We start from the raw sequence: 12,195 nt of genomic DNA, 5'->3' as shown, positions 1-12,195 counted from the left end.
TACCGAGACGCGCGATCTCACACTAGCCTCGCCGTTTCGGTTGGGGCGGTGAGGCGTCGCTGAGGGGCAACTGTCGGGTGACCGATGCGATTTCGGTGTTCGGACATGGCGGAGTCCCGGCGCGGTGGTCGGGTTCTCCAGGATCCTTCGGGTCGTGGCGGGCAGGGTTGCCGGTCAGTCGGCGGGACGGGGCAGTGCTGCGAGGCGATGGAAGGCCGTGGCCAGTTCGTGTCTCCAGGGCCAGGTCGCTGATATCCGCAAGCGCAGGCGTCGGCCGCCGCGGGTGAGGCGGGCGGCGACGTGCAGCAGCCGGTAGCGGAGCTTCTTCGGCTCGGCGGTGGCCAGCTCCCCGTCCAGCAGCAGGACACGGGTCCAGGCCATCAGGTCGATCGCCGTGAGGCTGAGTTCGAGCCAGACGGTGTTGATGGCGAAGTCGCGGGAGGGGAAGCGGCCGAAGCCGGTGGTTTTGCCGCACCGGATGTGGTCCTCGACGCATGCATGCCCGCGGTGACGGACCTCCAGGAACTGGGCGGAACCACCACCGGAGTAGGGGGTGTCGGTGAGGAACACCTGATGCCGCAGGCCCTCGTCGAGGTCGAACAGGGACAGCTGGGCGCCGGGGTGCGGGCGCTCGCGGCGCACGATGATGCGGGTGCCGACGGGGTAGCCGGTCAGGTCGACCATGTCGGTCAGCTCGGCGACCTCGGCGCCATCACGCAGCGTCCCGTCCTGGTCCAGGGCGGGATGCCAGAGGCGGTCGGGCAGGGCCCGGACAGCGCGGCGGACCGGCTCGGTGATGGCGTATCCGACCGAGAAGAAGGTACGAATTCCTCGTTTCCGCACGTCGCGGATGTGGGCGAGGAAGGCTTTCGCGGATCCGGCGCTGTCGGCGCGGACCAGGATGTCGGTGCCGTGCCGGTGAGCGTCGGGGATCTGCGCGAGCGCCTGGTCGAGGACCGTGATGTGGTCGCTTGCGGTGTTGGCTCCGGAGTTCCCGGGCCGAAGCCGCCCCGACACGGCCTCGCCGGTGTTCGCGAGGAAACACAGCAGCGGATGGAAGCCGAAGCCGCCCTTATAGGTGGGTGCGGCCTGTTCCTTTTCCGAGTGGCAGGTGACCAGCGTGGCGTCGAGGTCCAGGACCAGGCCGGGAAGTTCTCGTCCGCCGGCCCGAGCAGCAGGTATGCCCTCGCCGGTCTCGGCGGCCTGCATCCAGGCGACTTCCCGGGCTGAAGCGCGGGCCGCTCGCAGCGAAGCGAGTGCAGCCTCGTCGGTGTCGGCGAGCAACCGCCAAGCCGTGGGCGTGGAGGCGACCGGGCCGAACACCTCGCCCTGGTCCCGCAGCACGGCCAGATCCGCGATCGCCTCACCGCCGTCGGCGAGCATCACCGCGAGATCGGTGGCGACCCGGCCCGGATCATGCCCGGTCCCGCGCGGCCGAAGCGGCCTGAGAGCGGCGGAGTACGCGGCGGTCAGCCCGGTGGCATCGGCAAGATCCGCCAGCAACCGTGCCCCGGCATGCCCGACCACCCCCGAACCATCGGCACTGACATGGACCTTGGGACGCAACCCGATAGCCTGCACGTAGAAAGTGCCCTCCGCCTGGACCGACAGAACCCCTCAGCAAGGTTCATCGTCCCAGGTCAGGAAGGCACTTTCGCGTTTCCGCCCCAAAGCCAGCCGTACCCAACCGAAACGGCGAGGCTAGGTCTCCCGGACCAGGCAGCTGATAGGCGTCCTCGCGACACCTGCCGACCACCACCACGACCAGGACCGCCCGCCGATCTACGGGAAGGCACCACGCGCTCTTCGAGGTCCAGCGGCGGTCGTGGAGCAACTCGCGCTTGAGGCCCTGGAGGAACGGTTCGGTGAGGGCATTGTCATAGCTCGAGCCGATGCGGCCCATGCTGCGGCGGATGCCGTGCCGGCGGGAGACCTCGGCGAAGGCGGTCGCGCTGTACTGGGCGCCCCTGTCGCTGTGGAAACGACGCTGTGGACCCGGTCGCCGCGGGCGGCCGCAGCCATTTCGATCGCGTCGGTGACCAGGGAGGTGTGCTTGTGGTCAGCGATCGACCAGCCCACCGCCTTTCTCGAGCAGATGTCGATCACCGTGGCGAGGTAGAGCCACGTCGTGCCGACGGCTATGTATGTGATGTCGCCGCACCACCTGGTGTTCAGCGTGTCCGCGGTGAAGTCGCGCATCACCAGGTCCGGCGCGGGCGGCGCGGTCCTGTCCGCGATCGTCGTCCGCTTCTTCTTCTTCCGCAGGTGACGGCCGACGATGTGGTTGATCCGCATCAGCCGGGTTACGCGCTTGCGGTTGATCCTGCGTTCTGTCGCACGCAGTTCAGCATGACGCGCGCGGGGCGCCGTAGGCCGCCCTGGTGTTCGGCGTGGATGGCGCGGATCTCGCTCACGGTCCGCTTGGCCTCGGCCCGGCGCTCGGTGCGGGCCTGCTCGGTGGCCAGGTGCGGGTAGTAGCCGGCGCGGGACGCTTCAAGCACCCGGCAGATCCGCTTGACGCCGAGGTCGGCGCCGTTTTTGGAGATGAAGTCCCAGCGGTGGGGGCTCACTTCACCTCCTGGGCGAAATAGGCAGCAGCCCGGCGCAGGATCTCGCGCTCCAGCCGCCACTCCTGCTCGGCCTTGAGCAGCCGAACGTTCTCCGCTCGCAACCGGGCCAGCTCCTCGGCCGCGCTCACGCTGCCGTCGCGGCCCTCGGGCACGGCCTGGGCCTCGTCCTTGCTCAGGTTGAACCCGTAGCGTCGCCGTGATGGATCATGGCGGCTTCATGATCAGTCCGGTGTCGGTGAGGCAGCCGGTGATCGCGTCGGGCCGGTACTGGATCTGCTTGAGTCGGCTGCGGACGAGCGCTTCGAGGTCGTCGATGCCGGCGAGCGGGAAGTTGACGATGCTCCGCTTGAGCCAGGACCAAATCCACTCGACGGCGTTCAGCTCGGGTGTATACCTGGGCAAGTAGAACACCCGCAGCCACCTCTGGAGCGCGGCCCACGCGGTGAACTCCGGCGTCTTGTGGGTGGAGACGTTGTCCCACACCAGCACGACGGGGCGTGCAGCTGATGATGCAGCGCGGTCAGGAAGCCGCCGGTACTCGTCCGGAGTGAAGCTCTTGGTCTCCGTCTTGCGGCCGTGCCAGGTGTGCAGCCGGCAGGCGAAGCGCGGGCCCCGCCCCGCGGAGGCCGGCGCTGCCTGGTCGGCCTGGGTGTCGTCCTGCTCCGTCTCGCTCTCCGGGGCCAGCACTTCGCCGACGTTCGAGCGGGCGATGGCCCACTCCTGCCATTCCCGCTCGGCCACGGCCAGCTCGGCCTGGATGCGGTCGGCCTCCTCCCGCAGCTCGTCCACCCGACGGCGAGCAGCCAGCTCGCGCTGTTCCAGCAGCCCGACCACCGACGGCATTCCGACCCCCACAGCAGCGACGACATGACAAGCCGTCACTCCCTCGTCGCCTCTATGCCCCACCAGCGAAAACGCAGTTCTCAACTCCGGAAAGACAACAGCTTCTCAACAAACCCCTGTGCCAGAAAGTCTGACGCGCGACACCTCATACACCACGGGATACAGACATACGCCCTGCTGATCAGGCACTTCGATAAAGATCACCCTAGCCTCGGGCTTTCATGACAGCTCGCCAGTTCATCTGGCGGGCTGTTTCTGTCTGTGCTGTGGGTTTCGGGCATGACATCGCCCCGGCAGTCGCGTCGGGTGGGCGCCGGGTTCCACTGCTCCGGTGGGCTTGCGCTGCCCGTAGGGACGAGAAAGTGTTGGTCAGCCGGGGCTGGGGAGGGCTTCGAGTCGTGCCCACGCGTCGGTGATCAGGTTGGTCCAAGGCCAGTGTTTCGCGAGGCGGAGGATGCGGCGGCGGCCGGTGGTGACCAACTGGGCAGCGATGGAGAACAGCCGCAGGCGCAGGCGTTTGGGCTCCCACACCCGGGCGGTGCCGGCCAGAGCGAGCATGGGCATCCAGGCGAGCAGGTCGAGGGCGATCTGGACGATCTCCAGCCAGATCTGGTTCTGCGCGGTGTCGTGCAGGGGCAAATTGCGCAGGCCGGTGGCGCGGGCGGCGCGGATGCGGTCCTCGGCCCTCGCGCGCTGGCGGTGCCGCAGTTCGAGCGCGGCGATCGGAGCATGCTTGGTGTTGGTGGCGAAGCAGGTCAGGCGCATGCCGTCGGCGTCGGTGAAGCGCAGTTGGGCGCCGGGGTGCGGGCGTTCCTTCCGCACGATCAGCCGCATCTCCTTGGGCCAGCCGGTCAGGCAGTCGCCGTCGAGTTCGGCGACCCAGGCACCGTCGCGGATCTCGCCGTTGGGCTCGACGGCCGGCGTCCAGGCCGATGCCGGGACCTTCCCGACGGCCTGGTGGATGGCATCGGTGATGGTCATGCCGACCGAGTAGGACAGCCACCGGCCGCGCGCGGAAAGCCAGTCCACGAACTCGTGGGTGCCGCCGCCCGAGTCGGTGCGGATCAGCGTCCGCCGTCCGCGCCGGTACTTCTTCGGCAGCTGCTTCAGGGCGATCCTGGCGGCTTCGATGTGGTCCGCAGCGGTGTTGCTGCCCGCGTTCCCGGGCCGCAGCAGCCCGGCCACCGGCTCCCCGGACCCGCCCCGGCCGTGGTCGACGAACCCCATCAGCGGATGGTGCCCGAACGTCTTTTTCCAGGTCGCGGCCGCATCCTGCTTCTCGGAATGCGCGATCACCAGCACCCCGCCCAGGTCCACGACCACCTGCCCGCCGGCGTCCGGAGCTTCCTCACCGGCCAACGTCCACACACATTCACGGACTTGAGAGCGGGCCTGCCGCAGTGCGGTCAGAGCACGCTTCCCACCCGCTGCCAGCGTGTCGATCAGCCGGGATACCGTCGGATCGGAGGCCACCGGCCCGAACACCGACGGTTCGGCCCGCAGCAGACCGACGTCTGCCAGGCAGTCCCCACCCAGCGCGACCGCGAGCGCCACATCCAGCAGGACCTTGCCCGGATCATGCACCGCCCGCGGCCTTCGCCACGGCTCAAGCGCCGCCGATATCGCCGCATCCAGACCGGACTTGCGGATCGTCTCCACCAGCAGCACACCACCGGCCTGGGACACCACCCCGCGGCCACCGCCCTCGACGCGGACACGCGGGTAGGACCCGATACGCTTCTTCACCTGGAGAGTGCTTCTTTCATGCGACGACCTGGACACTAGACAAGTCCCATCGTTGCAGGTCAGGAGCACTCTCTGCGTTTCTGATCACCCACCGGACGCCCTGCCACGTGAAAGCGCGAGGCTAAGAGGGTGTCTCACGTGGCGTTAGCCTCGCCGTTTCGGTTGGGGCGGTGAGGCGTCGCTGAGGGGCAACTGTCGGGTGACCGATGCGATTTCGGTGTTCGGACATGGCGGAGTCCCGGCGCGGTGGTCGGGTTCTCCAGGATCCTTCGGGTCGTGGCGGGCAGGGTTGCCGGTCAGTCGGCGGGACGGGGCAGTGCTGCGAGGCGATGGAAGGCCGTGGCCAGTTCGTGTCTCCAGGGCCAGGTCGCTGATATCCGCAAGCGCAGGCGTCGGCCGCCGCGGGTGAGGCGGGCGGCGACGTGCAGCAGCCGGTAGCGGAGCTTCTTCGGCTCGGCGGTGGCCAGCTCCCCGTCCAGCAGCAGGACACGGGTCCAGGCCATCAGGTCGATCGCCGTGAGGCTGAGTTCGAGCCAGACGGTGTTGATGGCGAAGTCGCGGGAGGGGAAGCGGCCGAAGCCGGTGGTTTTGCCGCACCGGATGTGGTCCTCGACGCATGCATGCCCGCGGTGACGGACCTCCAGGAACTGGGCGGAACCACCACCGGAGTAGGGGGTGTCGGTGAGGAACACCTGATGCCGCAGGCCCTCGTCGAGGTCGAACAGGGACAGCTGGGCGCCGGGGTGCGGGCGCTCGCGGCGCACGATGATGCGGGTGCCGACGGGGTAGCCGGTCAGGTCGACCATGTCGGTCAGCTCGGCGACCTCGGCGCCATCACGCAGCGTCCCGTCCTGGTCCAGGGCGGGATGCCAGAGGCGGTCGGGCAGGGCCCGGACAGCGCGGCGGACCGGCTCGGTGATGGCGTATCCGACCGAGAAGAAGGTACGAATTCCTCGTTTCCGCACGTCGCGGATGTGGGCGAGGAAGGCTTTCGCGGATCCGGCGCTGTCGGCGCGGACCAGGATGTCGGTGCCGTGCCGGTGAGCGTCGGGGATCTGCGCGAGCGCCTGGTCGAGGACCGTGATGTGGTCGCTTGCGGTGTTGGCTCCGGAGTTCCCGGGCCGAAGCCGCCCCGACACGGCCTCGCCGGTGTTCGCGAGGAAACACAGCAGCGGATGGAAGCCGAAGCCGCCCTTATAGGTGGGTGCGGCCTGTTCCTTTTCCGAGTGGCAGGTGACCAGCGTGGCGTCGAGGTCCAGGACCAGGCCGGGAAGTTCTCGTCCGCCGGCCCGAGCAGCAGGTATGCCCTCGCCGGTCTCGGCGGCCTGCATCCAGGCGACTTCCCGGGCTGAAGCGCGGGCCGCTCGCAGCGAAGCGAGTGCAGCCTCGTCGGTGTCGGCGAGCAACCGCCAAGCCGTGGGCGTGGAGGCGACCGGGCCGAACACCTCGCCCTGGTCCCGCAGCACGGCCAGATCCGCGATCGCCTCACCGCCGTCGGCGAGCATCACCGCGAGATCGGTGGCGACCCGGCCCGGATCATGCCCGGTCCCGCGCGGCCGAAGCGGCCTGAGAGCGGCGGAGTACGCGGCGGTCAGCCCGGTGGCATCGGCAAGATCCGCCAGCAACCGTGCCCCGGCATGCCCGACCACCCCCGAACCATCGGCACTGACATGGACCTTGGGACGCAACCCGATAGCCTGCACGTAGAAAGTGCCCTCCGCCTGGACCGACAGAACCCCTCAGCAAGGTTCATCGTCCCAGGTCAGGAAGGCACTTTCGCGTTTCCGCCCCAAAGCCAGCCGTACCCAACCGAAACGGCGAGGTTAGGTGGATGCGGCATGATGCTTTGCCATGGTTGTTGGTTTGTCGCAGCGGTTGGTTCCTGACGAACTCTGGTCGCTCGTCGCACCGTTGTTGCCTTCGTTTACTTCCCGTCCGCAGGGTGGAGGCACGGCCCCGGTCGATGAGCGAGCAGCGTTCACGGCTGTGGTGTACGTGCTGACCAGCGGCTGTGCCTGGCGCCATCTGCCGGAGACTTTCGGTGTCTCGCCGGCCACCGCGCACCGCCGGTTCTCCGCTTGGACCAAGGACAGGCTGTGGCGGCGGCTGCATCGGGCCGTTCTGGACGAACTCGGGGCCCGTGGTGAGGTGGACTGGACCTCGGCGATCGTGGACGCGGCCTCGGTCCGTACGAAAAAGGGGGATCGCTGACCGGGCGCAATCCGGTCGACCGGGGCAAGAAGGGCAGCAAGCTCCACGTACTGTCCGACGCGCAAGGCTTACCCCTCGCTCTTGGCGTCTCTGGCGCGAACGTTCATGACAGCCAGGCGCTGCTGCCGCTGGTCCTGGGCATACCCGCCATCCGCTCGAGGCGCGGTCCCCGTAGACGCCGCCCCGGCAGGCTCCGTGCCGACAAGGCGTACCACTCCGCCGAGAGGCTGAAGTGGCTGCGCGAGCGGGGCATCGTCCCGCGCATCGCCAGGCCCGGCATCGAGTCCAGCGAGCGTCTCGGCCGGCACCGCTGGAAGATCGAACGGTCGATCTCCTGTCCGCTTCCCAGCGGCCGAACCGCTCGTAGACGGTCTGCCAAGGCCCGTAACGCCCGGGCAGATCGCGCCACGGAGATCCGGTCCGCAGCCGCCACAGCACCCCATCGATCACCTGCCGGTGATCACGCCACGGACGACCACGCCCATCCACCCGCGGCAACAGGGGCTCTATTCGCTCCCACGCCGCGTCCGTCAACTCACCTCGACCTGCCACAAGATCAATGATCAGAGTGCCCGCGCTCGGACTCCCACCCGGGGTTCGTCACGAACCGGCTCAGCCGGTAGGTGGTCGGCAGCGCCAGGCGCCCGCACAGCGTGTCGATCCGGATCATCGACCCGTCGACTCCTGCCTCCCGAAGGCGGCGCAGCTGCGCACGCATCTCCGCATGGTCCCGAGTCTCAACGACCAGTTTCCACTGTCCCGCATTCGGCGCGGTGCGAGCGGCAAGCCGCTGACTCTCGGCGTCTTTTCGCCGCCTTCTTTTTCCTTGTCCTGGCACCAGCCCAGACTCACTGGCCGACGTCAGTACGGCAACGCAATTGGACCGAGCATGCACATCCCCGCTCGGTGATCATTTGTCAGACTGAACCGTTCCGGGTTCGGTAGAGATCTCAGTTGTTGGTTGTGACCTGGGGTTTTGTGGTTGCCCGGTAGTGGTTGTTCTCGTATTCAACGGGCGGGACGTGGCCTATCTCACCGTGGAGTCGTCGGTGGTTGTACCAGTCGACGTACTCGGCGGTGGCGAGCTCGACGTCGGACAGCGTCTTCCACGGCCGTCGGGGCTTGATCAGCTCGGTCTTGAACAGCCCGATCGTGCTCTCCATCAGGGCATTGTCGTAGGCGTCGCCGACCGAGCCGATCGAGGCGGCGATACCGGCGGCGTCCAGGTGCTCGGCGAGCCGGAAACTCGTGTATTGCGACCCGGCATCGGAGTGATGGATCAACTCACCTGGCTGGACTGGATGTTGATCACGGTCGCGCTGCCAGATCGCCATCTCCAGGGCGTCCAGCACGAAGACCGTCTCCTTCACGGTGGCGGCCGACCAGCCGACGATCCGGCGGGAGAAGGTGTCCACGACGAAGGCGACGTAGACGACGCCGGCCCACGTTCTGACATGGGTGAAGTCCGCGACCCAGCAGCGGTTCGGGGCGCCGGCGACGAAGTTGCGGTCCACGAGGTCGGGAGCCCGCCCGGCCTGGCCGCCGGGAAGCGTGGTGATCACGCGTTTGCCGCGGACCGCGCCGGTGATGCCGAGCTCGCGCATCAGGCGTTCGACGGTGCAGCGGGCCACGGCCTGGCCCTGCCGGTTCAGCTCCCGCCAGATCTTCCTCGCCCCGTAGACGCGGTAGTTGGCGTCGTAGACGTGCTGGATCAGTTCCTTCAGCTCGCCGTCCCGCACGGTCCTGGCGGACGGCGCGGTCCGGCGTCTGCGGTGGGCATAGTAGGTGGAGGGGGCGATCCTGCAGTCGTGCATCGTCAGCACGCGGCAGATCGGCTCGACGCCGCCGAAGCGGTCCTTGTGCTCGTCGATGAACGCTACGAGCGTGTGTGTGGCCGGTCGAGCTCGGCCGCGAAGAAAGACGCCGCGGCTTTGAGGATCTCGTTCGCCCGCTTGAGCTCGGCGTTCTCCTTCTTCAGCCGCTTCAGCTCGGCGGACTCCTCCGTCGTCGTCCCCGGCCGGGTCCCAGCGTCGATCTGGTCCTGCCGTACCCACTTCCGCAGGGTCTCGGTCGTGCCGATGCCCAGCTTCTGGGCGACCGCTTTCATAGCGGCCCACTCGGTGTCGTACTCCGGCCGCACCTCGGCGACCATCCGCACCGCCCGACGGCGCAGCTCAAGCGGGTACTGGGAAGGACGTGCCATGACTCGATCCTCTCAAATGATCGAGTCCCTACCGAACCCGGAACGGTTCAGACACGGCCTAGTACAGCCGCTTGCGGCCCCACCAGCAGATGAACACCGCGACGGCGGCCGTGAGGGTGAGCAGGATCGCGGATCCGGTCCACAGCATGGGTGACAACTCGGAGGGGGGCAGGTAGTCCACCGACCAGCCGACGACGTCCTTCCTGTCCAGGCACGCGTTGATCGCCTGCTCGGTCTGCAAGGCGCAGCTGTCTCGGCCGAGGAGCTCTCCCGAGCTGGTGAGGTAGGACTGGCGCACCTCATAGGCGGCTTGGGGCAGATCCGGAAGTGTGCGGGCGCCATCATGTGTGGTGATCGTCGTCACGTTGCCGAGATCCCGCCAGCGAAAGGCCCAGACGAGCTGTATCGTGACGGCGAAGCCGAAGGTGACCACCATGGACAGCAGCGTGCGGCGCAGGAGCATGCCGATCGCCACACCTCCGACCATCGTGAGCAGGGTGAGCGCCACCGGCAACGGGCCCGTGGCGCTGCCCGCCACCCAGTAGAGGGCCGGGTTCTCCTTGCTGACCGGTCCCAACCACCAGCCGAACGCGGCGGAGAGCGCCGCGGTGCACACCGTGACCACCAGCACGGCCATGCCGAGCTTCGTGGCGAGCCAGCGGCCGCGGCTCACCGCCTGCGACGTGACGAGCTTGCCGGTGCCGTGCTCCAGGTCGTTCGCGATCAGCGGGGCGCCCAGAAAAACGCCCACCAGGACGGGCATGAGCAAGCCGAGTGCGGACGAGGTGTTGGACAGCAGGGAGTCGTATGTCTCGAAGCCGGCCGACCAGTCCGCCGACTTTGAGTGGGGCCAGCCGATCCCGTTGAGGTAGTCCATCATGCTCGCGCGCTGGTAGGCGAACGATGCGATGCCCGCGGCGGTGATGGCGAGCCCAGTCCAGAACGCGGCTCGGTGCTGGCGCCAGACCAACCAGGTCAAGCCCCTGAGCCGTGGGCCGCGGCGGGAGTCTGCGAGGGCGGTGGTCGTGATGCTCATGCTGCTGCTGCCTTCGGGTCGGCCTGGGCGCTGGGGCTGACCAGGGGGGGTGTGTCGGGGGAGCGGAGGTAGGCGAGGAGGACCTCTTCGAGGTTGGGGGTGTCGGCCTGCCAGCTGCCTGCGACGGGGCCGTCGGGTCGGACGAGTGCGGTGACCTGCCGACCGCTGACGCGGGATTCGACGACCGTGTGCTGAGCGAGGTCCGGGACGCCGTCACCCGTGTGGGCCCCGGTGAGCCAGGTGTGGGCGGTGAGCAGCTCGTCGACCTCGCCGGCCAGGCGGACACCGCCCGAGGCGACGACGATGAGGTAGTCGCATATGTTCTCCAGGTCGGCGAGCAGGTGGGAGGACATCAGCACGGTGGTTCCGTGCTCGGCGGCCTCGGCCAAGAGGACGGACATGAGTTCGTGGCGTACCAGCGGGTCCAGGTCGGACATGGGCTCGTCGAGGATGAGCAGGTCGGGACGTCTGCCGAAGGCGAGGGCGAAGGCCACACGGGTGCGCTGGCCGCCGGAAAGGGTGCCGATCCGGGCGGTGAAGGGCACATTGCCGGAACGGACGATCTCCTCCGCGGTCTTCTGGTCCCAGCGAGGGTTCAGCTCCCTGCCCACGCGCAGGATCTCGGCGACGGTGAACCGCCGGAACAGCGGCTTCTCCTGGGCCAGGAAGGCGGTGCGCCGGTTGGCCTCCTCAGACCCCGGGGCCGCGCCGAACACCTGGACGGTGCCCGTCGTCGGCTTCAGCAGGTTCACCGCCATCCCCATCAGCGTGGTCTTGCCCGCGCCGTTCGGGCCGACGAGCCCGCAGACCCGCCCGGCCGGCAGCCGGAACGAGCAGTCCTCGAGTGCCCAGCCGCGCCGGTACCGCTTCCCCAGGCCGTACGCCTCGATCGCGGATTCCTCCGCGTACCCCCCATTGCCTATGACCGTACTCACTTGAGCTCCTTCCTTTCGCCGCTGCGACTGCTTCCGGCGGTCGTCGCGCTCTCGGCGTACCGCTCCTCCAGGACCGACGCGACCAGGGCAGTCACGTCGTCACGCTCGAGACCCGCCGCGCGGGCCCGGTCCATCCACGCCGCCAGTTCTCCGCGCAGCGGAGAGTCGGCGGCAGCCTGAGGCTGGGCCAGTGACCGACGTACGAACGTCCCCAGGCCAGGGCGCGGTTCGACCAGTCCCTCCCGCTCCAGCTCCCGGTAGGCCTTGAGGGTCGTGTTCGGGTTGACCGCGCTGGTCTCCGCGACCTCCTTGGCCGTCGGCAGCCGGTCACCGGGCAGGAGTACGCCAAGCCGCAGGGCCTGCTTGGTCTGCAGGATGATCTGCTGGTAGGCGGCGATCCCGCTCCGTCTGTCGATACGGAACTCGATTCCCTTCACCACCTTTCGCTAGTTCTCTAGTGGAATGATGATGGAGGGCGGCGCGGACCTTGTCAAGCGAACTGGTCAGCGAGTGCGTGGAGCAGAAAAGCCGCCTACCGCATCTTCGGGAAGGAGGCGTCGGCGCAGGTGACACCGGCTTGGATAGGCGAATCCGGCATAACGCACAACAGCCGTGGGGCGGCCCTTGACCCAAGGCCGGGTAGTTAACGGA

Annotated in this window: 10 protein-coding genes and 3 pseudogenes; 2 read left to right on the top strand and 11 right to left on the bottom strand. The window is 68.3% G+C overall.

Annotated elements, in window-relative coordinates:
• Positions 1–174 precede the first annotated feature (174 nt).
• The 5 genes and pseudogenes from QFZ82_RS00470 to QFZ82_RS00450 all read right to left on the bottom strand — a co-directional run bounded on the left by QFZ82_RS00470 (position 175) and on the right by QFZ82_RS00450 (position 6,862).
• The gene (locus QFZ82_RS00470; protein WP_307711223.1) at positions 175–1,581 is read right to left on the bottom strand and encodes an IS1380 family transposase; all 1,407 of its coding nucleotides are present in this window, start codon (positions 1,579–1,581) and stop codon (positions 175–177) included.
• Positions 1,582–1,801: 220 nt separating this feature from the next.
• A pseudogene (locus QFZ82_RS00465) lies at positions 1,802–2,740 on the bottom strand (IS3 family transposase); the annotation flags it as partial.
• 34 nt (positions 2,741–2,774) lie between these two features.
• Entirely contained in the window at positions 2,775–3,413 is a 639-nt protein-coding gene (locus tag QFZ82_RS00460) for a transposase (protein WP_307711258.1), read from the bottom strand.
• Between the two features lie 369 nt (positions 3,414–3,782).
• On the bottom strand, positions 3,783–5,159 hold the full coding sequence (locus QFZ82_RS00455; protein WP_307711257.1) for an IS1380 family transposase: 1,377 nt from the start codon (positions 5,157–5,159) through the stop codon (positions 3,783–3,785).
• 296 nt (positions 5,160–5,455) lie between these two features.
• A complete protein-coding gene (locus QFZ82_RS00450; RefSeq protein ID WP_307711223.1) occupies positions 5,456–6,862 on the bottom strand; it encodes an IS1380 family transposase in 1,407 nt (468 codons plus the stop codon).
• A gap of 148 nt (positions 6,863–7,010) precedes the next feature.
• Between QFZ82_RS00450 and QFZ82_RS00445 the strand changes: the two genes are divergently transcribed.
• The gene (locus tag QFZ82_RS00445; protein ID WP_307711256.1) at positions 7,011–7,370 is read left to right on the top strand and encodes a transposase; all 360 of its coding nucleotides are present in this window, start codon (positions 7,011–7,013) and stop codon (positions 7,368–7,370) included.
• A pseudogene (locus QFZ82_RS39585) lies at positions 7,313–7,693 on the top strand (transposase); the annotation flags it as partial. The gene QFZ82_RS00445 and the pseudogene QFZ82_RS39585, both read left to right, overlap by 58 nt.
• Positions 7,694–7,706: 13 nt before the next feature.
• On the opposite strand, the pseudogene QFZ82_RS00440 reads toward QFZ82_RS39585, so the two are convergent.
• From QFZ82_RS00440 to QFZ82_RS00415, 6 genes and pseudogenes are all read right to left on the bottom strand, one after another.
• Positions 7,707–7,922 (bottom strand): annotated as a pseudogene (locus tag QFZ82_RS00440) (transposase); the annotation flags it as partial.
• 4 nt (positions 7,923–7,926) lie between these two features.
• Complete coding sequence (locus tag QFZ82_RS00435) at positions 7,927–8,088, bottom strand: hypothetical protein (RefSeq protein ID WP_307711255.1); 162 nt, start codon at positions 8,086–8,088, stop codon at positions 7,927–7,929.
• Between the two features lie 232 nt (positions 8,089–8,320).
• Positions 8,321–9,573, bottom strand: a protein-coding gene (locus QFZ82_RS00430; RefSeq protein WP_307711254.1) for an IS3 family transposase whose coding sequence is annotated in 2 segments (ribosomal slippage) — positions 8,321–9,291 and positions 9,291–9,573 — 1,254 coding nt in all. Because the reading frame shifts where the segments join, the coding sequence is not laid out codon by codon here.
• A gap of 58 nt (positions 9,574–9,631) precedes the next feature.
• A complete protein-coding gene (locus QFZ82_RS00425; protein WP_307711253.1) occupies positions 9,632–10,609 on the bottom strand; it encodes an ABC transporter permease in 978 nt (325 codons plus the stop codon).
• On the bottom strand, positions 10,606–11,544 hold the full coding sequence (locus QFZ82_RS00420) for an ABC transporter ATP-binding protein (RefSeq protein ID WP_307711252.1): 939 nt from the start codon (positions 11,542–11,544) through the stop codon (positions 10,606–10,608). The genes QFZ82_RS00425 and QFZ82_RS00420 overlap by 4 nt, the downstream gene beginning before the upstream one ends.
• Complete coding sequence (locus tag QFZ82_RS00415; protein WP_373429210.1) at positions 11,541–11,972, bottom strand: GntR family transcriptional regulator; 432 nt, start codon at positions 11,970–11,972, stop codon at positions 11,541–11,543. Before QFZ82_RS00415 ends, QFZ82_RS00420 begins: the two co-directional genes overlap by 4 nt.
• Between the last annotated feature and the right edge of the window lie 223 nt (positions 11,973–12,195).

Origin of the sequence: Streptomyces sp. V4I23, assembly GCF_030817975.1 — a bacterium.
In the GTDB taxonomy this organism is placed as follows: domain Bacteria; phylum Actinomycetota; class Actinomycetes; order Streptomycetales; family Streptomycetaceae; genus Streptomyces.
The sequence above is the reverse complement of the archived record's forward strand: the minus strand, read 5'-3'. Positions and strand labels throughout refer to the sequence as shown.

Excerpts from the sequence above, each read along its gene's own strand:
- QFZ82_RS00460 (WP_307711258.1), bottom strand. The coding sequence starts at position 3,413 with ATGCCGTCGGTGGTCGGGCTGCTGGAACAGCGCGAGCTGGCTGCTCGC.
- QFZ82_RS00445 (WP_307711256.1), top strand. The coding sequence starts at position 7,011 with ATGGTTGTTGGTTTGTCGCAGCGGTTGGTTCCTGACGAACTCTGGTCG.
- QFZ82_RS00435 (WP_307711255.1), bottom strand. The coding sequence starts at position 8,088 with ATGCGTGCGCAGCTGCGCCGCCTTCGGGAGGCAGGAGTCGACGGGTCG.
- QFZ82_RS00425 (WP_307711253.1), bottom strand. The coding sequence starts at position 10,609 with ATGAGCATCACGACCACCGCCCTCGCAGACTCCCGCCGCGGCCCACGG.